Below are 18,690 nucleotides of genomic sequence, written 5' to 3'. Positions count from 1 at the left end.
CGCGGCCCATGGGACGCGAGGCACTGGCCCCTGCCCGGAAACGACTGACGTAGACTCACCTCACGCGGGCCGTCGACCCCTACGAGCACGGCCCGCGATGGACTGGACCCGGTCGCAACGACGGAAGCCCTAACTTCCGCCACGACTTCCGCCAGTCCCCGCTCTCGTAGCTCAGGGGATAGAGCACCGCTCTCCTAAAGCGGGTGTCGCAGGTTCGAATCCTGCCGGGAGCACGAAGGCATCGCCGGTCTCCGGTCGGCGTGCGCGTTGTCGTTCCGCGTGAAACGGCGGTGCGCACGATGACATCGCCGGCTTGCGCCTGATGTCCCGACGACGACTGGAGACGTGATGACGACGTCGATGGAAAGCCGGGTTCTGCACCTGGCCGAAGGAGGCGGCGGATCCGGGCCCTCGGCCTGGTGGCTGCTGCTTCTCCTGCTGCTGCTCATCCCCGCGGGCTATGCGGGGTGGCGTTACGCGAGGCGGGACCGGAACGGCGGCCGTCTGACGGCAGGCCAGGTCGCGGCCGGGGCGGACTACGCGAGGGTGTCCGCGCATGACGAGTTCGGTGCGGACGACGAGTACTTCGAGACCGGTACGACGGGAACGGCGGGCTCGGCCGAGGGCGCGTACGGCGTCGTGCCCGCGGCCGCTCCGACGCCGCGGCGTCATCCGATCGGTGACGGGGTCGGGTCGTACCTGAACGCCGAGGGGGAGCGTGTCCCGGTGCCGATCGGCGGACACCTCCCGCTGTCGTCGGATGCGCAGCAGGCCCCGGACGGATACCCCATCAAGGGCGACGCGGACACCGGGCTCTACCACCTGCCGACCGACCCCTGGTTCCACGACGTGATCGCCGCGGTGTGGCTGGCCAGCGAGCCCGCCGCCCGCGCGGCCGGATTCCGGCGCGGAGCCGGAGTGGGAGGAGACGACCTGTGAACGCTCCCGCCGCCCCTCGGACGGTGCTCGTCACCGGTGCCACCAGCGGTATCGGCGCCGAAGTGGCCCGACAGTTCGTCGCCGCGGGCCACCGCGTGTACGGGACCGGCCGCAACCCGGACGGCGTCGCGGACCCGATCCCGGGCGTCACCTACGTGCGCCTGGACAACGCCGACCTGGCCACCGCGCAGACCTGCGCCGACGAGGTGGGCCCGGTCGACATCCTGATCAACAACGCCGGGGAGAGCCACGCCGGCGCCTTCGAGGACACCCCGATGGACGAGATCGAGCGGATCTTCGCGGTGAACGTCTTCGGGCCCGTCACGCTCACCAAGGCGGTGCTCCCTGGGATGCGGGAGCGGCGCCGCGGCACCGTCGTCATGGTCGGCTCGATGCTGTCGAGCTTCCCGATCGCGTTCCGCTCCACCTACGCCGCCACCAAGTCCGCGGTGAAGGCCTACGCGTTCGCGCTGCGCCGCGAGGTGGCGCCCTACGGGATCCGGGTGATCTCGGTGGAACCGGGCACCATCGCCACCGGGATCGGGACCCGCCGCACCGTGCACATCGGCGACGACTCGCCGTACGCCGACGAGTACGCGATCGTCGCGAAGACCACCGCCGAGAACGAGACCAGGGGGATCTCCGCCGAGGCGATGGCCGAGCAGATCGTGAGCGCGGCACTCGCGGAGAAGCCGAAACCGTTCTACGCCCGCGGCAACCGCGCGCCGGTGGTGTTCCTCCTGCGCCGGCTGGTCCCGCGCCAGGTGGTGCTGGACCTGAGTTCCCGGGTGCACGGATTGACCAAGGTGCGCGGCTGATGGCCGACCGCGCAGCCGATCTCGCGATCACGCTGCGCGTCATCGGGATCGGGCCGGGCGGGCCCCGGCAGATCACCCTCGAAGCGGTCGACGCGATCGCCGCGACGGACGTGTTCTTCCTGCTCGACAAGGGCTCGCGCGTCGCGCAGCTCACCGATGCGCGCCAGGACCTCCTGGACCGGTATGCGCGGGCGGGCCACCGCGTGGTGACCGTCGTCGATCCGCCGCGCGACCGGAACCCGGACGACTACCGGGCCGAGGTCCTCCGCTGGCACACCGCGCGGGTCGACGCGCTCGAAGCCGCGATCGGCGAGCACCTGCGGGACGGTGGGTCGGGCGCCTTCCTCGTCTGGGGCGACCCCGCGCTCTACGACTCGACGCTGCGCCTGACCGGCCAGCTGGCCGCGCGTATCGGGCCGGGCCTGACCGTCGAGGTGATCCCCGGGGTCACCAGTCCGTCGGCGCTCACCGCGGCGCACGGGATCGTCGCGCACGACGTCGGTGAGCCGGTCCTGATCACCACGGGACGACGACTCGCCGAGACCCCGCCCGGGGCCGACCGGAACCAGATCGTGATGCTCGACTCGCACCTGGCGTTCACCGAGACCGCGGCCCCCGACGACCAGGTCTACTGGGGGGCGAACCTCGGGACGCCCGAGCAGGTGCTGATCAGCGGACGCGTCGGCGACGTCGCCGACGAGATCACCCGGGTGCGGGTGGAACTCCGCGAGCGCACCGGCTGGGTGATGGACGTGTACCTGCTGCGTCGAGCGCGCTGAGTCCCTTCGACACGCTCCGTCACTTCGTTCCGTACCGGCTCAGGGAGCGGTGGTCGGCGCGGCCCCTGCGACACGACGGCTCGCCGCACCCGCGGTCGGCTCAGGGAGCGGTGGGACGTCTCGTCGGTGGGGTGGCTCAGAGGCGGCGACAGGCGGGTCGTTGTGCTCACTCAGCACCGCTCCCTGAGCCGGGGAGGAGCGCAGCGACGAGCCGAGTCGAAGGGGTTCCGCGCGCCTCCTCGAAATGTGGACGAGAGGTCACCGGGGACGCGCGACGGCGTCGAGCAGATCGTCGGCGATCTCCGGCCGGCAGATCACGAAGTCGGGCATGTACGGATTCGGGTTGTTGTAGACGATCTCGGTGCCGTCGAGCCGCGAGCAGTGCAGGCCGGCCGCCAGCGCGACGCCGACGGGTGCGCAGTTGTCCCATTCGAACTGCCCGCCGTCGTGCACGTACGCGTCGGCCCGGCCGCTCACCACCGCCATCGCCTTGGCCCCGGCGGAACCGATGTGGACCGCCCGCAGGCCGAGCCGGCCGGCGGCGGCCGCGCTCGCGTACGAGTGCCCGTACCGGGACACCGCCATCAGCCCGGTGAGGTCGCCGCCGGTGCGCGGGACCTCGTCGGCCCGGAAGAGCAGCCCTTGGGCGGGCAACGAGACCGCCGACTCGACCGGGGCGCCGTCGACCGTCAACGCGATGTGCACGGCCCAGTGCGAGGTGCCCGTCGAGAACTCGGAGGTGCCGTCGAGCGGGTCGATGATCCAGACGCGGTCGGCGTCCAGGCGGGCGGGGTCGTCGTCGGCCTCCTCGGACAGCACGGCGTCGTGCGGCCGGTGCCGGTGCAGCACCCGGGCGATCCAGGCCTGCGCCATGGCGTCGCCGAGGTCGCCCATCTCCCGCCGGTCGAACAGCCCGCCGTGCCGGACGCCGAGCAGCACCTGCCCCGCGCCCTCGGCGAGGAGCGCCGCGAGTTCGGCGTCGGAGAGCGTGGACCGAGGCATGGCTCCAGCCAAGCACATCCGGTCGCCGGGTACATTCACCGACCATGACGCGCGAGAAGATCCTCATCACCGGTGCCAGCTCCGGACTCGGCGAGGGCATGGCCCGCCGGTTCGCCGCGCAGGGCCGCTCCCTCGGCCTCGCGGCCCGCAGGCTCGACCGCCTGGAGGCCCTGGCCGCCGAGCTCTCCGGACAGGCGAAGCAGGTCGCCGTCGCCCCGCTCGACGTCACCGACGTCGCGGCCGTCCCGCGGGTGTTCGGCGAACTCGCCGAGACCCTCGGCGGCGTGGACCGGGTGATCGTCAACGCCGGGCTGGGCAAGGGCGCCCCGATCGGCACCGGTCATGCCGCGGCCAACATCGAGACGATCCAGACCAACCTGGTCGGCGCGCTCGCGCAGGCCGAGGCGGCGATGGAGATCTTCCGCGCCCAGAACCACGGTCACCTGGTGCTCGTCAGCTCCATCAGCGCGATCCGCGGACTCCCGAAGGCGCAGGCCGCGTACTCGGCGTCGAAGGCCGGCGTCTCCGCACTCGGGCAGGGGCTGCAGGCCGAACTCGCCGGCAGCCCGATCACGGTGACCGTGCTCCTGCCCGGATACATCGAGACCGACATCAACCGGGGCGTCAAGACCACGATGATGACCGACACCGACGCGGGCGTCGACGCGATGGTGAAGGCGATCGAGGCCGAGCCGCGTCGTGCCGAGGTGCCCGCCTGGCCGTGGAAGCCGATCGCGGCCGCGCTGCACCACCTCCCGGACGCGCTGTCGGCCAAGCTGGTCTGACGACGCCGCAGGATTCCCGTCGCCGGACGCCCGCGGGCGTCCACCGGATGAACACTGCCGACCCCGCCGATCCGCACTAGGGTTGTGACCATGGCAGGCGACGGGCAGGGCAACGGCAACGACGGCTTCGACATCACCGCCACCGCGTCGTGGCGGGCGCTGGGCGCACACCGCGACGAACTCGCCGACGTCCGGATCGGCGAACTCTTCGACGTCGAACCCGAGCGCGGCCGGACGATGGTGCTCGACGCCGCCGACCTGCACATCGACTACTCCAAGAACCTGGCGACGGAGCGGACCCTCGCGCTGCTCGCCGACCTGGCCCGCGAGGCGCGGATCGAAGAACGACGAGACGCCATGCTGAACGGCGCCCACCTCAACGGCACCGAGGACCGCGCCGCCCTGCACACCGCGCTGCGCCTGCCCGCCGAGGCGGAGCTGACCGTCGACGGTCAGGACGTGGTCGCCGACGTGCACGAGGTGCTGACCGCGATGGGGCGCTTCGCCGACAGCGTGCGCGACGGCGAGTGGACCGGCTTCACCGGCCGGGCGATCACCGACGTCGTCAACATCGGCATCGGCGGCAGCGACCTCGGCCCGGCGATGGGATACCGCGCGCTCCGCCACTACCGGCACCCGCGGATCCGCTGCCACTACGTCTCCAACGTCGACCCGTCCGACCTCGTCGGCGCCCTCGCCGGACTCGACCCGGCCACCACCCTCTTCGTGGTCGCCTCCAAGACCTTCACGACGCTGGAGACGCTCACCAACGCCCGCGCCGCCCGCGCCTGGCTGCTCGACGCGTTCGACGATCCGGCCGCCGTCGCCAGACATTTCGTGGCCGTCAGCACCAACGGCGACGAGGTGGCCGCCTTCGGCATCGACACCGCGCACATGTTCGGGTTCTGGAACTGGGTGGGCGGCCGCTACTCGATGGATTCGGCGATCGGGCTGAGCCTGATGATCGCGATCGGCCGGGAGCACTTCGCCGACCTGCTCGACGGCTTCCACGCCATGGACCGCCACTTCGCCGAGGCACCGATCGAGTCCAACGCGCCGGTGCTGCTGGGGCTGCTCGGTCTCTGGTACTCGGACTTCTGGGACGCGCAGAGCCACGCGGTGCTGCCCTACAGCAACGACCTCGCCCGGTTCCCGGCGTACCTGCAGCAACTCGTCATGGAGTCCAACGGCAAATCGGTGCGGGCCGACGGCTCACCGGTCACCACCGGGACCGCGACCGTGGTGTGGGGGGAGCCCGGCACCAACGGTCAGCACGCCTTCTTCCAGCTGCTGCACCAGGGCACCTGGCTGATCCCGGCCGACTTCATCGGCTTCGCCGAACCGCTCGACGACCTCCCGACCGCCGACGGCGGATCCATGCACGACCTGCTGATGAGCAACTTCTTCGCCCAGTCGGCGGTGCTCGCCTTCGGCAAGTCGGCCGACCAGCTGGCCGCCGAAGGCGTGGACCCGGCACTGATCCCGCACAAGGTGATGCCCGGGAACCGGCCGAGCACCACCGTCGTCGCACCGCGGCTCACCCCGTCGGTGCTGGGGCAGCTGATCGCGCTCTACGAGCATCAGGTGTTCGTGCAGGCGATGGTCTGGGGGATCAATCCGTTCGACCAGTGGGGTGTGCAGCTGGGCAAGAAGGTGGCCGATCAGATGGTCGGCGAGATCAGCGAGACCGCGCCGCCGGAGCCGCTCGGCGACTCGTCGTCGGACGCGTTGGTCCGGTGGTACCGGGCTGCACGCGGACGGGCCCGGTGAGCGGTAGGGTTCACCCCTAGGGGGATCCGGGGGAACGAATCCTTTTGATGGAGGAACTGAGATGAGTGACGCTCGCGAGACCGTCCTGGCCTACGTGCCCGACGCCGACCTGGACATCGTCGACAAGATGGCCAAGACGTACCGCCTGGTCCTGAGCAACCGTGACGCCTCGCTGGTCTCGGCCAGCGATCCGGCCGAGCTCAAGACCGTTCGTGAGAACTTTCTCAAGAAGAAGCTGGGTCTGACCGAGGACGACGCCACCCTCGACGCCGCGATCAAGGAAGTCCTCGCGGAGATGAAGGACGGCAAGGCCAACCCGCGTCTGGCGGTCTACTACAAGCTGGCCGCCAAGTACGGCAAGCTCGACGTCTTCTGACAGGTCGTCCGGCGCCCGGCCCCGAGCGGGGCGGGGCAGGACGACGATCGCAGACCCCCGCGGGTGGTCTCGACTCCGCTCGACCGGCGGGGGCTCGCTCCCTCGGTCGAGCGGAGTCTCTCTTCTGTCGAGCGGACGTATCCATCTGTCGAGCGGACGTCTCCGTCTGACCAGTGGACGTCCTCCTTCTGGCGGGTGGACATCTCCGTCGGTCGAGCCTTCTTCGCTGGTCGAGCGGAGTCGAGACCCCCGGAGGGTCAGCGGCCGAGGGGGCCGCGTCCCAGACGCAGCAGCAGCATCGCCAGGGTGTGGCCCTCCGGGCCCAGGTCGGAGAAGCGCTCGAGCACCTTCACCTCGCGGCTGTGCACCAGGCGCGGACCGCCCGCGGCCATCCGCGCCGCACCGATCTTCTTGGAGACGGCCGATCGTCGCTGGACCGCGGCCAGGATCATCGCGTCCATCCGGTCGATCTCCAGGCGCAGTTCGTCGATGTCGTCGGGCAGGTCGGCGACATCGGAGCCGAGGCGGTACGCGGACAGGTCGATCGGCTGGGCTGCCTGGGCCGGTCGGGAATCGGAGTCACTCACGACAACCGATTTTGCCATGCGGATTCTGTGACCGAGGCCTCGCCGTGCTCCGGGCCGTCGCACCGCGCCCCGGACCGGTTCTGTCGGTGGGCGCCGGTACGCTGGACAGGCCATGATGACCTCTTCTGACCAGCTCCTCGACGGCCTCAACCCCCAGCAGCGGGCGGCGGTGCTCCACACCGGATCCCCGCTGCTCATCGTGGCCGGCGCCGGCTCCGGCAAGACCGCCGTGCTCACCCGCCGGATCGCCTACCTGCTGGCCGAACGCGATGTGACGCCGGGCCAGATCCTGGCGATCACCTTCACCAACAAGGCCGCCGCCGAGATGCGCGAGCGCGTCATGGAACTGGTCGGTCCGCAGGCCGCCCGCATGTGGGTCTCGACGTTCCACTCCACCTGCGTCCGGATCCTGCGCGCGCAGTCGTCGTTGCTGGTCGGCCGCAACTCGAACTTCTCCATCTACGACTCCGACGACCAGCGGCGCCTGCTCGGCATGGTGGTCCGCGACCTGGACCTGGACCCCAAGAAGTACAGTCCGCGCGGGCTCTCGACGGTGATCTCCAACTTCAAGAACGAGCTCAAGTCGCCCGAGGAGGCGGCCGCGACGCTCGACGAGATCCGGCCGCAGCAGGGGCAGACCGCCGAGGCGATCGTGCGCGTGTACGACGAGTACCAGCGTCGCCTGGCCGCGGCCAACGCCTTCGACTTCGACGACCTGATCGGCGAGACCGTCGAACTGCTCAAGAACCATCCGGAGGTGGCCGAGTACTACCGGCGGCGCTTCCGGCACATCATGATCGACGAGTACCAGGACACCAACCACGCGCAGTACACCTTCGTGCGGGAACTGGTCGGGGAGCCCGGGCAGCGCGGCACGGCGCCGTCCGAGCTGTGCGTCGTCGGCGACGCGGACCAGTCGATCTACGCCTTCCGCGGGGCGACGATCCGCAACATCGAGGAGTTCGAGCGCGACTACCCGGACGCCGAGACCATCCTGCTGGAGCAGAACTACCGGTCCACCCAGACCATCCTGTCGGCCGCCAACGCGGTGATCTCGCAGAACCCGAACCGGCGTGAGAAGAAGCTGTGGACCGACTCGGGAGAGGGCGACCTCATCGTCGGCTACGTCGCCGACTCCGACCGCGACGAGGCGCAGTTCATCGCCAGGGAGGTGGACGAGCTGTGCGATCACTCGATCGGCGGATCCACCTCGGCGAACTACTCCGACATCGCCGTCTTCTACCGGACCAACACCGGATCGCGGCCCATCGAGGAGTCGTTCATCCGGCACGGCATCCCGTACAAGGTGGTCGGCGGCACGCGGTTCTACGAACGCAAAGAGGTGCGCGACGTCGTCGCCTATCTGCGCGTGGTGGCCAACCCCGACGACTCGGTGAGCGTGCGGCGCATCCTCAACACCCCGCGGCGCGGGATCGGCGCGCGGGCCGAGGCGTGCGTCGCGGTGCACTCGGAGAACCTGGGGCTCAGCTTCTACCGGGCGCTCGTGGACGCCGCCGAGGGCCGGGTCTCGCTGTTGAACACCCGTGCGGTGAAGCAGATCGCCGGGTTCGTCGATCTGATCGAGGGCCTGCGACGGGAGTTCCTGACCGCCTTCCAGAGCGATGCCGATCAGGACGAGACTGCCGAGGCCGTCGCCGACGCCTCGGCCGAGGGCGCCGACATCGGCGATCTGGTCGAGGCGATCATCGACCGCACCGGCTACCGGGCCGAACTGGAGGCGTCCAACGACCCGCAGGACGGGGCGCGTCTGGACAACCTGAACGAGCTCGTCGCCGTCGCCCGAGATTTCAGCATGGAGGCGGCACAGGCGGCGGAGCTCGCCGCGGAACTCGCGGACGATCCCGGTGTCTTCGACGGGAGCGACCCCGACGCCTTCGGAAGAAGTGACCTCAATGCCTTCGGCGGGAGCGATTTCGTGCCGCCCCCTGAGCTCGTCGAAGGGGAACCCGAACCCGGGTCGCTCGCGGCCTTCCTGGAGAAGGTCTCGCTGGTCGCCGACGCCGACCAGATCCCCGAGGACGGGGAGGGCGTGGTGACGCTGATGACCCTGCACACCGCGAAGGGCCTGGAGTTCCCGGTGGTGTTCGTGACCGGGTGGGAGGACGGCCAGTTCCCGCACGCCCGCGCGCTCGGCGACGCCTCGGAACTGAGCGAGGAACGACGCCTCGCCTACGTCGGCATCACACGCGCCCGGCAGAAGCTGTACCTCACGCGCGCGATCATGCGTGCGGCGTGGGGGCAGCCGGTGGAGAACCCGGAGTCGCGTTTCCTGCAGGAGATCCCGACGCATCTGGTCGACTGGCGTCGGACCGCCCCGCGCCGCGAACGCGGCGGATTCGGTTCCGGCGGCGGGGACCGCCCGGGTGCGGGCAAGCCCTTCGGGTACGCCTCGGCGGGATCGTCGTACGGGGGGAGCGGTTCCGGCGGCGGTGGCCTGCGCGGTCGGACGGATCCGACGCGGAGCAAGAACAAGTACATCGCCTGGGAGATCGGCGATCGGATCAATCACGCCAAATACGGTCTCGGCCGCGCGGTGGAGAAGAGCGGGAGCGGTCCCACCGAGCAGACGGTGTTCGACTTCGGCGGCACCGTGGGCAAGGTACGGCTGATGACCGGTTTCGGGGTTCCCGGCGAGAAGCTGTAGAGCGACACCCCTCGTGCTCGTCGATCCGTCGTGCAGTCGGCCGAGCCGGGGCGGAACGCCGCGACGAACCGTGGCGACTGCCTGGACCCCGGTGGGAGGGCGCGGATCGAGACGGGGGCTTCGACACCGGGCACTCACTGCGTTCGCGGCCGGGCTCAGCCGGCGGAGAGGGGAGGAGTGTCGTCGGTGTGCGGCGGCCGACCCGCAGGTGTGGTCGTCGGCTTCGGCGCCGACACGGGGAGCGGTCTCAGCCGGTGAACGGGTTGAGTCGGATCCCGTTCTTCGCCAGCCACGGGGCCGGATCGATCTTGGTGGTGCCGTTCTTCCACACCTCGAGGTGCAGGTGCGGTCCGGTCGAGAAGCCCTCGGAACCCACCAGGCCGATCACGTCGCCCGCGGTCACGTGCTGGCCTTCGCGGACCAGGACGCCCGACGAGGCCATGTGGCCGTACATGGTGATGGTGCCGTCGGAGTGCTTGACCTGAATCCAGTTGCCGTAGCCGGAGGCGGGTCCGGCCTTCTTCACGATGCCGTCGGCGACCGCGTGGATCGGGGTGCCCAGGGGCGCGGCGAGGTCGAGACCGCCGTGCAGGGTGCCCCAACGCTGGCCGTAGCCGGAGGTGAACGAGTACTTGGCCGTGATGGGTGCGGCGAACAGCGGCTTGCGTTTGGCGGCCTCGGCGGCCTTGGTCGACGCGGCGAGCTGCTTGCCGACGGCGAGCTGATCGAAGTAGTCGGTCATGTCGGCGCTGCTCGCCGCGGGCACCACGCCACCGGGTTCGTCGGGCGATGCCGCCGCGGCCAGGGTCATCGCGCCCGGAGGGGACGGCGGAACGTCGGACGTGATCGGCGTGCCCTCGGGGGTGGGACCCGACCCGGCGACCGCGGCGGCGGCCGCTCCCGCGGCGACGGCGAACAGGGCGGCGCGGGCCTTGAGCGCGGCGGGCGGGCCGGCGCGATGGCGTCCCGCCCGAGGACTCCCCGGATCGGTCGGCACCGGCGGTTCGGCGACCTCGCGTGCGGGGGCGGGCCGACGAGAAGAGGTGCGTTCGGCCGGGCGCGACGACTCGGTGCGGGAGCGGGCCTGCTTCGGTGCGGTGGATCCGCTGCGGGTCGCGGGAGCCGTGGCGGGGACCGGTCGGGGAGCGACGACCAGCGGAGGCAACTGCGCGTCGTCGTTCGGCATCGGAGCGGCCGGGCCGGGGGCGTCGCCGAGTCCGATCCGGAGCGCTCGCGGCGGCAACGGGATGTCGCGGGTCATCAGGGACTCGACGGTGACGACCGATTCGCCGTCGGTGCGGCGTCGCTCGGCGACGGTGCTCGCGCCGGACTGGCTCTGTGGGGTCAAGTCGGTCACCTCGATTCCTGGTCCGGTTGTAACCATCCCGTTATCAACCCCTTGAACGGTAGCCGTGTCGGAGGTCCTAAGTCCACTCTTGCGCGCGTTTTCCCTGGTGGCGTGCGTCCCATCAGGTATCGTGCGCGTGTCAGAATCACAGGTCGGAACTACTCGCGAGTAGCGCTCGGTACGCCTACCGGCGGGTAAGTGATTCTTTGCACTTTGGACGACGGTCGGCCCCCGGCCGTGCGCGTCACAGGACTAAGGTTCTCTGTGGCCCGCGTTACCCGAGTGGGCCATTCGACAACACACTCCGAATGGTGAGCTGAATGGATCTCTTCGAGTATCAGGCGAAGGAACTGTTCGCCAAGCATGGGGTACCGACCACACCCGGACGGGTGACCGACACCGCCGCAGACGCGCGGGCTATCGCCGAGGAGATCGGCAAGCCCGTCATGGTCAAAGCGCAGGTGAAGGTCGGTGGCCGCGGTAAGGCCGGTGGCGTGAAGTACGCCGCAACCCCCGATGACGCGCAGACGCACGCTGACAACATCCTCGGCCTCGACATCAAGGGCCACATCGTCAAGAAGCTGCTGGTCGCCGAGGCCAGTGACATCGCGGAGGAGTACTACATCTCCTTCCTGCTCGATCGTGCCAACCGCACCTACCTGGCCATGTGCTCGGTGGAGGGCGGCATGGAGATCGAGGAGGTCGCCGCGACCAAGCCCGATCGTCTCGCCCGGATCGCCGTCGACGCGACCAAGGGCGTCGACGTCGCCACGGCCCGCGAGATCGCCGCGGCCGGACATCTGCCGGAGGAGGTGCTCGACGCCGCGGCCGTGACCATCGCCAAGCTGTGGGAGGTCTTCGTCGCCGAAGACGCTCTCCTGGTGGAGGTCAACCCGCTGGTCCGCACCCCGGACGATCAGATCCTGGCCCTCGACGGCAAGGTGACCCTGGACGGCAACGCCGACTTCCGGCAGCCCGGCCACACCGAGTTCGAGGACAAGGACGCGACCGACCCCCTCGAACTCAAGGCCAAGGAGAACGACCTCAACTACGTCAAGCTCGACGGCCAGGTGGGCGTCATCGGCAACGGCGCGGGTCTGGTCATGTCGACCCTGGACGTGGTCGCCTACGCCGGTGAGAACCACGGCGGCGTGAAGCCGGCCAACTTCCTGGACATCGGCGGCGGCGCCTCGGCCGACGTGATGGCCGCGGGCCTCGACGTGATCCTGGGCGACGAGCAGGTCAAGAGCGTCTTCGTGAACGTGTTCGGCGGGATCACCGCGTGCGACGCGGTCGCCAACGGCATCGTCGGCGCCCTGTCCCAGCTGGGCGACTCGGCCACCAAGCCGCTGGTCGTCCGCCTGGACGGCAACAAGGTCGACGAGGGCCGGAAGATCCTGGCCGAGGCGAACCACCCGCTGGTGACGCTCGCCGAGTCGATGGACGAAGGCGCCGACAAGGCCGCCGAACTGGCGAACAAGTAAGGGGCCCGGAGAACAATGTCGATCTACCTCAACAAAGACAGCAAGGTCATCGTCCAGGGCATCACCGGCGGCGAGGGCACCAAGCACACCGCACTGATGCTCAAGGCGGGCACCGACGTCGTCGGCGGCGTCAACGCCCGCAAGGCCGGCACCACCGTCTCGCACGTCGACGCCGAGGGCAACGCCGTGGAACTGCCGGTCTTCGGCAGCGTCGCCGAGGCCATCGAGAAGACCGGGGCCGACACCTCGATCGCCTTCGTGCCGCCGGCCTTCTCGAAGGACGCCATCATCGAGGCCATCGACGCGGAGATCCCGCTGCTCGTGGTCATCACCGAGGGCATCCCGGTCCAGGACACCGCGTACGCGTGGGCCTACAACAAGGACAAGGGCGAGAAGACGCGCATCATCGGCCCGAACTGCCCCGGCGTCATCACCCCGGGCGAGTCGCTGGTGGGCATCACCCCGAACAACATCACCGGCAAGGGCCCGATCGGACTGGTCTCCAAGTCCGGCACCCTGACCTACCAGATGATGTACGAGCTGCGTGACCTCGGCTTCTCCACCGCCATCGGCATCGGCGGCGACCCGGTCATCGGCACCACGCACATCGACGCGATCGCCGAGTTCGAGAAGGACCCGGAGACCAAGGTCATCGTGATGATCGGCGAGATCGGCGGCGACGCCGAGGAGCGTGCGGCCGACTACATCAAGGCCAACGTCACCAAGCCGGTCGTCGGCTACGTCGCGGGCTTCACCGCGCCGGAGGGCAAGACCATGGGTCACGCCGGCGCCATCGTCTCGGGCAGCTCCGGCACCGCCCAGGCGAAGAAGGAGGCCCTGGAGGCCGCGGGCGTCAAGGTCGGCAAGACGCCGAGCGAGACCGCCCGCCTGGCTCGCGAGATCTTCGAGGCCCTGTAGGTCCTCGTCGAAGAACCTCGACACCGCACTCGCGCCCCGGAACGCCTCGACGTCGTTCCGGGGCGCGAGTGCATCGGCGACCTCGTGCACCCGACCCGGGTCGGGTGCGCCCGCGACGGGCTCCCCGGTCCGTCGGCGGACCACCCCGCCGAGCACCGAGGTGGTTGAATACCGTCATGAACGAGAATCCGAACAGTGGCCAGAACTGGGGGCCGGTGCCGCAGCAGTCGGGGCCTCGCCCGACCGGACCCCATCCGACGGGGCCGCAACCGACCGGACCCCAGCCGACGGGCCCGCAGCCGCCGATGGGCGGGCCGTACCCGGGTTACGGGCAGCCTGGTCCGGGGCAGCAGTTCCCGGCGGGGCCGACCAATCAGTACGCCGCCCCCGGCGGGCAGGCCTCGCCGTCGTTCCTCGGGACGCTCCCGCTGCCGGTCAAGCTCGCGCTGGGTTCGGCGGTCCTCGGTCTGATCGCCTTCTTCATGGGATTCCTCGCCTGGGTCACCGTCGGCTCGGGCATCGAACGCGACCTGGACCAGTGGGCCGAGAGCGAAGGGCCCAACGTGGGCATCCCGGCGTTCCTCACCATGGTCTTCACCCCGGGCTGGTTCCTGCTGGGGCTGGGGGCCGCCGGGGTCTTCTCGTTCGGCTTCGTCGCGGTGAAGCTGCGCCGCTTCCTGCCGCACGTCGCGGCGTTGGCCGTGGTCTGCTGGCTGGGTCTGCTCGCCTGCGCCGTCGCGCTGCCGGGCTTCCTGAGTCTGGGCGCCGGGGCGATCGTCGCACTGATCCTGGGCGTGTTCCAGACGGCCCTGATCGGCGGCGCGGCCGTGCTGGACGGGATGAACGACGAGCGGTGACCGCCGATTCCGAAACGCTCCCGACCACGCGGCGCGGCCAGGCCAAGGCCGCCCGTCGCGCGGAGCTGATCGCCGCCGCGGCGCGCCTGATGGCGCGCCGCGGTTTCGTGGCGGTGCGCCTGGAGGACATCGCCGCCGAGGTCGGGATCAGCGGCCCGGCGATGTACCGGCACTTCGCCTCCAAGAACGAGCTCCTCGACGAGCTGCTGCTCGACATCTCCGAACGGCTGTACGACGGCGGACGGGCCGTGGTCGAACGGGGTGGCGCACCGGGGGAGGTGCTCCGTCGTCTCGTCGAGTTCCACATCGACGTCCTTGTCACCAAGCCCGATCTCATCGCGATCCAGGACCGGGACCTAGATTCGCTCACCCCCGAGGCCCGGCATCGGGTGCGGTCGCTGCAGCGCCGGTACGTGGAGACCTGGGTCGACGTGCTGGTCGACGATGCGGCCGCCGCCGGCCGCGACACCTCCTCCGGCGAGGCCCGGGTCCGGGCGCACGCCGTGTTCGGTCTGCTCAACTCCTCGCCGCGGCTCCCGGACCATCCGGAGGACCGGGTGCGTTCGCTGCTCACCGCGATGGCGCTGGCCGCTCTCGCGGCCTGACTTCCGGCGGATTCGCGAAAACGCCGCATCGGCGTGAACGCGATCACGTACGCTCATATTCAGTTAATCATTAGTAACTGAAAGGTGGGCGATGACGACCGCGGAACAGTCGACGTCGGCGCAGCATCGCGCGAACGTGACGGTGCTCCGGGAACGCCTGGCCGCGGCCGCCGAGGGCGGCGGAGCGAAGGCGCGCGAGCGGCACCTCTCCCGGGGGAAGCTGCTGCCGCGGGAGAGGGTCGACGGACTCCTGGACCCCGGTTCGCCGTTCCTGGAGGTCGCCCCGCTGGCCGCCCACGACATGTACGACGGCAAGGCGCCCGCCGCGGGCGTGGTCGCCGGGATCGGACGGATCCACGGCCGCGAGTGCATGATCGTCGCCAACGACGCCACCGTGTCGGGCGGCACCTACTACCCGATCACCGTCAAGAAGCATCTGCGGGCGCAGGAGATCGCCGCGGCCAACCGGCTGCCGTGCATCTACCTGGTCGATTCGGGCGGCGCCATGCTGCTCAACCAGGACGAGGTCTTCCCCGACCGCGACCACTTCGGGCGGATCTTCTTCAACCAGGCGAACATGAGCGCGGCCGGGATCCCGCAGATCTCGGCGGTGCTCGGCTCGTCCACCGCGGGCGGCGCGTACGTGCCCGCCATGAGCGACGAGAACGTGATCGTCCGCGAGCAGGGCACCATCTTCCTGGCCGGTCCGCCGCTGGTGAAGGCCGCCACCGGCGAGGACGTGACCGCCGAGGACCTCGGCGGCGGAACCATGCATTCGTCGGTCTCCGGCGTCACCGACCACCTCGTCGACGACGACGAGCAGGCCCTCGCCACGGTGCGCGAGATCGTCGCCACCTTCGGCCCGCGCGAGCCCGCGCAGTGGGAGACCGTCCCCACCCGGCCCGCCGCCCGACCGCAGACCGACCTGTACGACGTCGTGCCGACCGATCCGCGGATCCCGTACGACGTCCGGGAGGTGATCGGGACCCTCGTCGACGGCGGGGAGTACACCGAGTTCAAGGCCGGGTACGGGACCTCGCTGGTCACCGCGTTCGCCCGCCTGCACGGCCATCCGGTCGGCATCGTCGCCAACAACGGGGTGCTGTTCTCCGAGTCCGCGCTCAAGGGCGCGCACTTCGTCGAATTGTGCGACCGCCGCCGGATCCCGCTGGTGTTCCTGCAGAACATCACCGGATTCATGGTCGGCCGCCGGTACGAGGAGGGCGGCATCGCCAAGAACGGAGCCAAGATGGTCACCGCCGTCGCGTGCGCCCGGGTGCCCAAGCTGACGGTGATGATCGGCGGCTCGTTCGGCGCGGGCAACTACTCGATGTGCGGTCGGGCCTACTCGCCGCGCTTCCTGTGGATGTGGCCCAACGCTCGGATCTCGGTGATGGGCGGCCCGCAGGCCGCCGACACCCTGGCCACGGTGCGCCGCGCCCGGTACGAGCGCTCCGGCCAGACCTGGCCCGCCGCCGACGAAGAGGCCTTCAAGGAGCCGATCCGCAAGCAGTTCGAGGAACAGTCCGACGCCTACTACTCCACCGCCCGGCTGTGGGACGACGGGATCATCGACCCCGCCGACACCCGCACCGTGCTCGGCCTGGCCCTCGAGGCCTGCCGCTACGCGCCGCTCGGCGATCCCGGCTACGGCGTCTTCCGGATGTGACGACGATGACCTTTCGACGAACTCAAGGAGCGGCGATGGAGCGAGCTCAAGGAACTGCGACGGAGCGAGCTCGAGGAGCGGTGATCCGCACCGTCCTGGTGGCCAACCGCGGGGAGATCGCCTGCCGGGTGATCGCCACGCTGCACGACATGGGGCTGCGCGCCGTCGCGGTGTACTCCGACGCCGATGCGCGGGCCCCGCACGTCCGCGCCGCCGACGCGGCCGTCCGGCTCGGTCCGGCACCGGCCGCGCAGAGCTATCTCGACATCGAGAAGGTGGTGGCCGCCGCCCGCGCGACGGGCGCCGACGCGGTGCATCCCGGCTACGGCTTCCTCTCGGAGAATCAGGAGTTCGCCGCGGCGCTGGCGCGGGCGGGCATCGTCTTCATCGGTCCGCCCGCGGAGGCCATCGCGACGATGGGCGACAAGATCACCGCGCGGGCGGCCGTCACCGCCCGCGGCGTCCCGGTGGTGCCGGGTCTGTCCCGGCCCGGTCTCACCGACGCCGAACTGATCGAGGCGGCGCCGGAGGTCGGGTTCCCGGTGCTGATCAAACCGAGCGCGGGCGGCGGCGGCAAGGGCATGCACCGCGTGGAGGATCCGGCCGGGCTGCCCGCGGCGCTGGTGACGGCCCGCCGGGAGGCCGCGTCGGCGTTCGGCGACGACACGCTGTTCCTCGAACACTTCGTCGACACCCCGCGGCACATCGAGGTGCAGGTGCTCGCCGACACGCACGGCGCCGTGATCCATCTCGGCGAGCGCGAGTGCTCGTTGCAGCGCCGCCACCAGAAGGTGATCGAGGAGGCGCCGTCGGCGCTGCTCACACCCGAGACCCGGGCCCGGATCGGGCAGGCGGCCTGCGATGCCGCGCGCAGCGTCGGCTACACCGGCGCGGGCACGGTCGAGTTCATCGTGTCGGCGCACGCGCCCGACCAGTTCTTCTTCATGGAGATGAACACCCGGCTCCAGGTGGAGCACCCGGTCACCGAGATGGTGACCGGCGTGGACCTGGTGGAGCAGCAGGTCCGCATCGCCCGGGGCGAGGAACTGGCGTCGACGCAGGACGACGTGGTGCTGCGCGGACACGCGGTGGAGGCGCGCGTCTACGCCGAGGACCCGGCACAGGGCTTCCTGCCGACCGGCGGGACGGTGGGGACGCTCGTCTGGTCGAGATCGGATCGGGACTGCGTCCGCATCGACTCCGGGATCGCCGAGGGGGCGGTGATCGGCAGCGACTACGACCCCATGCTGGCCAAGGTGATCTGTTGCGGCGCCGACCGCGAGGAGGCGCTGGACCGCCTCGACGAGGCCCTGGCGACGACGGTGCTGACCGGCGTGGGCACCAACGTCGACTTCTGCCGGCACGTGCTGGCGCAGCCGCGGGTGCGTTCGGCCGAACTCGACACCGGGCTGCTCGACCGGCTGGTGGAGGACTACGCCGCCCCGGCGCCGACGACGGCGGCCCTCGTCGCCGGTGCGCTCGGCCCGCTCGACCTGGGCGGGCCCGACGACCTGTGGAGCAGCGCGATCGGCTTCCGGATCGGACCGCCGTCGCCGATCGTCACCCGGCTGATCTGCGGCGCCGACCGTTTCGAGGTGACCGCGCGGGTGACCGGGAACGACACCCGGACGCTGCAGGCGGAGGCGACCGTCACCGGCACCGACGGGCGCGATCGGTGGACCGGTGAGGTGTACCTGGAGCATCACGACGGCCGTTCGCTCACCGTGCGATGCGGCGGGGTGGCCGAGCCCTGGGTCGTCGACCGGGACGGGGACCGGCGCTGGGTGGCCGGCGAGGACGGCACCTGGGTGATGCGCCCGGCGCGCACGCTGGCCGAGTCCGGCGGCACTGAGGCGGCCGGGGACGTGCGCAGCCCGATGCCGGGCACCGTCGTCGCGGTGCCCGCCGCCGACGGCGACACCGTGGCGAGTGGGGAGCCGCTCGTCGTCGTCGAGGCGATGAAGATGGAGCACACCCTGCGGGCGCCGGTCGACGGCACCGCGCGGATCGTCGTACGAGCGGGACAGAAAGTGGATGCGCAGCAGGTGCTGGCCCACGTCGAGACCACCGAGAACGAGTGAGAGAGAC

16 protein-coding genes and 1 tRNA gene are annotated in these 18,690 nt (G+C 70.6%); 14 read left to right on the top strand and 3 right to left on the bottom strand.

Features of this window, described 5'->3' with window-relative positions:
- Positions 1-160: 160 nt before the first annotated feature.
- The 4 genes from QM809_RS00655 (at position 161) to cobF (ending at position 2,536) form a co-directional block, all read left to right on the top strand.
- Positions 161-233, top strand: a tRNA-Arg gene (locus QM809_RS00655).
- Between the two features lie 115 nt (positions 234-348).
- A complete protein-coding gene (locus QM809_RS00650) occupies positions 349-939 on the top strand; it encodes a hypothetical protein (RefSeq protein ID WP_415043923.1) in 591 nt (196 codons plus the stop codon).
- The gene (locus QM809_RS00645; protein WP_415043922.1) at positions 936-1,757 is read left to right on the top strand and encodes an SDR family oxidoreductase; all 822 of its coding nucleotides are present in this window, start codon (positions 936-938) and stop codon (positions 1,755-1,757) included. Before QM809_RS00650 ends, QM809_RS00645 begins: the two co-directional genes overlap by 4 nt.
- The gene (cobF, locus tag QM809_RS00640) at positions 1,757-2,536 is read left to right on the top strand and encodes a precorrin-6A synthase (deacetylating) (RefSeq protein WP_415043921.1); all 780 of its coding nucleotides are present in this window, start codon (positions 1,757-1,759) and stop codon (positions 2,534-2,536) included. Before QM809_RS00645 ends, cobF begins: the two co-directional genes overlap by 1 nt.
- A 258-nt stretch (positions 2,537-2,794) precedes the next feature.
- On the opposite strand, the gene QM809_RS00635 is transcribed toward cobF, so the two are convergent.
- Positions 2,795-3,538 (bottom strand): 3'(2'),5'-bisphosphate nucleotidase CysQ, encoded by a 744-nt coding sequence (locus QM809_RS00635; protein WP_415043920.1) that lies wholly within the window; start codon positions 3,536-3,538, stop codon positions 2,795-2,797.
- A gap of 44 nt (positions 3,539-3,582) precedes the next feature.
- On the opposite strand from QM809_RS00635, the gene QM809_RS00630 reads away from it, so the two are divergent.
- From QM809_RS00630 to QM809_RS00620, 3 genes are all read left to right on the top strand, one after another.
- A complete protein-coding gene (locus QM809_RS00630; RefSeq protein ID WP_415043919.1) occupies positions 3,583-4,323 on the top strand; it encodes an SDR family oxidoreductase in 741 nt (246 codons plus the stop codon).
- Positions 4,324-4,413: 90 nt separating this feature from the next.
- Positions 4,414-6,093 carry a glucose-6-phosphate isomerase gene (pgi, locus tag QM809_RS00625; RefSeq protein WP_415043918.1) on the top strand — a complete coding sequence of 560 codons (1,680 nt, stop codon included), beginning with the start codon at positions 4,414-4,416 and terminating at the stop codon, positions 6,091-6,093.
- 61 nt (positions 6,094-6,154) lie between these two features.
- Positions 6,155-6,469, top strand: coding sequence for a DUF2853 family protein (locus QM809_RS00620; protein ID WP_415043917.1), 315 nt, complete (start codon positions 6,155-6,157; stop codon positions 6,467-6,469).
- Positions 6,470-6,726: 257 nt separating this feature from the next.
- Here the strand turns inward: QM809_RS00620 and QM809_RS00615 are convergent, their stop codons facing one another.
- Positions 6,727-7,056 (bottom strand): chorismate mutase, encoded by a 330-nt coding sequence (locus QM809_RS00615; RefSeq protein ID WP_415043916.1) that lies wholly within the window; start codon positions 7,054-7,056, stop codon positions 6,727-6,729.
- Between the two features lie 112 nt (positions 7,057-7,168).
- Between QM809_RS00615 and QM809_RS00610 the strand changes: the two genes are divergently transcribed.
- Complete coding sequence (locus tag QM809_RS00610; RefSeq protein ID WP_415043915.1) at positions 7,169-9,721, top strand: UvrD-helicase domain-containing protein; 2,553 nt, start codon at positions 7,169-7,171, stop codon at positions 9,719-9,721.
- A 247-nt stretch (positions 9,722-9,968) separates the two neighbouring features.
- Here the strand turns inward: QM809_RS00610 and QM809_RS00605 are convergent, their stop codons facing one another.
- On the bottom strand, positions 9,969-11,069 hold the full coding sequence (locus QM809_RS00605; RefSeq protein ID WP_415043914.1) for a peptidoglycan DD-metalloendopeptidase family protein: 1,101 nt from the start codon (positions 11,067-11,069) through the stop codon (positions 9,969-9,971).
- A 320-nt stretch (positions 11,070-11,389) separates the two neighbouring features.
- Between QM809_RS00605 and sucC the strand changes: the two genes are divergently transcribed.
- The 6 genes from sucC (at position 11,390) to QM809_RS00575 (ending at position 18,683) form a co-directional block, all read left to right on the top strand.
- Positions 11,390-12,553 (top strand): ADP-forming succinate--CoA ligase subunit beta, encoded by a 1,164-nt coding sequence (gene sucC, locus QM809_RS00600; protein WP_415043913.1) that lies wholly within the window; start codon positions 11,390-11,392, stop codon positions 12,551-12,553.
- Positions 12,554-12,568: 15 nt separating this feature from the next.
- Positions 12,569-13,471 carry a succinate--CoA ligase subunit alpha gene (gene sucD / locus QM809_RS00595; protein ID WP_415043912.1) on the top strand — a complete coding sequence of 301 codons (903 nt, stop codon included), beginning with the start codon at positions 12,569-12,571 and terminating at the stop codon, positions 13,469-13,471.
- Positions 13,472-13,647: 176 nt separating this feature from the next.
- The gene (locus QM809_RS00590) at positions 13,648-14,328 is read left to right on the top strand and encodes a DUF5336 domain-containing protein (RefSeq protein WP_415043911.1); all 681 of its coding nucleotides are present in this window, start codon (positions 13,648-13,650) and stop codon (positions 14,326-14,328) included.
- Positions 14,325-14,933, top strand: a complete 609-nt coding sequence (locus QM809_RS00585; protein WP_415043910.1) for a TetR/AcrR family transcriptional regulator — start codon at positions 14,325-14,327, stop codon at positions 14,931-14,933. Before QM809_RS00590 ends, QM809_RS00585 begins: the two co-directional genes overlap by 4 nt.
- Positions 14,934-15,024: 91 nt before the next feature.
- Complete coding sequence (locus tag QM809_RS00580) at positions 15,025-16,602, top strand: carboxyl transferase domain-containing protein (RefSeq protein WP_415043909.1); 1,578 nt, start codon at positions 15,025-15,027, stop codon at positions 16,600-16,602.
- Between the two features lie 35 nt (positions 16,603-16,637).
- Positions 16,638-18,683, top strand: a complete 2,046-nt coding sequence (locus tag QM809_RS00575; RefSeq protein ID WP_415043908.1) for an acetyl/propionyl/methylcrotonyl-CoA carboxylase subunit alpha — start codon at positions 16,638-16,640, stop codon at positions 18,681-18,683.
- Positions 18,684-18,690: the final 7 nt, after the last annotated feature.

It is taken from the genome of Gordonia sp. (in: high G+C Gram-positive bacteria), assembly GCF_047600385.1.
In the GTDB taxonomy this organism is placed as follows: Bacteria; Actinomycetota; Actinomycetes; order Mycobacteriales; family Mycobacteriaceae; genus Gordonia.
This window is presented reverse-complemented; position numbering and strand designations above follow the sequence as displayed.

Bases quoted from the DNA above. Each gene is read 5' to 3' on its own strand.
- QM809_RS00650 (WP_415043923.1), top strand. From the start codon at position 349: ATGACGACGTCGATGGAAAGCCGGGTTCTGCACCTGGCCGAAGGAGGC.
- cobF (WP_415043921.1), top strand. From the start codon at position 1,757: ATGGCCGACCGCGCAGCCGATCTCGCGATCACGCTGCGCGTCATCGGG.
- QM809_RS00635 (WP_415043920.1), bottom strand. From the start codon at position 3,538: ATGCCTCGGTCCACGCTCTCCGACGCCGAACTCGCGGCGCTCCTCGCC.
- QM809_RS00630 (WP_415043919.1), top strand. From the start codon at position 3,583: ATGACGCGCGAGAAGATCCTCATCACCGGTGCCAGCTCCGGACTCGGC.
- pgi (WP_415043918.1), top strand. From the start codon at position 4,414: ATGGCAGGCGACGGGCAGGGCAACGGCAACGACGGCTTCGACATCACC.
- QM809_RS00620 (WP_415043917.1), top strand. From the start codon at position 6,155: ATGAGTGACGCTCGCGAGACCGTCCTGGCCTACGTGCCCGACGCCGAC.
- QM809_RS00610 (WP_415043915.1), top strand. From the start codon at position 7,169: ATGATGACCTCTTCTGACCAGCTCCTCGACGGCCTCAACCCCCAGCAG.
- sucC (WP_415043913.1), top strand. From the start codon at position 11,390: ATGGATCTCTTCGAGTATCAGGCGAAGGAACTGTTCGCCAAGCATGGG.
- sucD (WP_415043912.1), top strand. From the start codon at position 12,569: ATGTCGATCTACCTCAACAAAGACAGCAAGGTCATCGTCCAGGGCATC.
- QM809_RS00590 (WP_415043911.1), top strand. From the start codon at position 13,648: ATGAACGAGAATCCGAACAGTGGCCAGAACTGGGGGCCGGTGCCGCAG.
- QM809_RS00580 (WP_415043909.1), top strand. From the start codon at position 15,025: ATGACGACCGCGGAACAGTCGACGTCGGCGCAGCATCGCGCGAACGTG.
- QM809_RS00575 (WP_415043908.1), top strand. From the start codon at position 16,638: ATGGAGCGAGCTCAAGGAACTGCGACGGAGCGAGCTCGAGGAGCGGTG.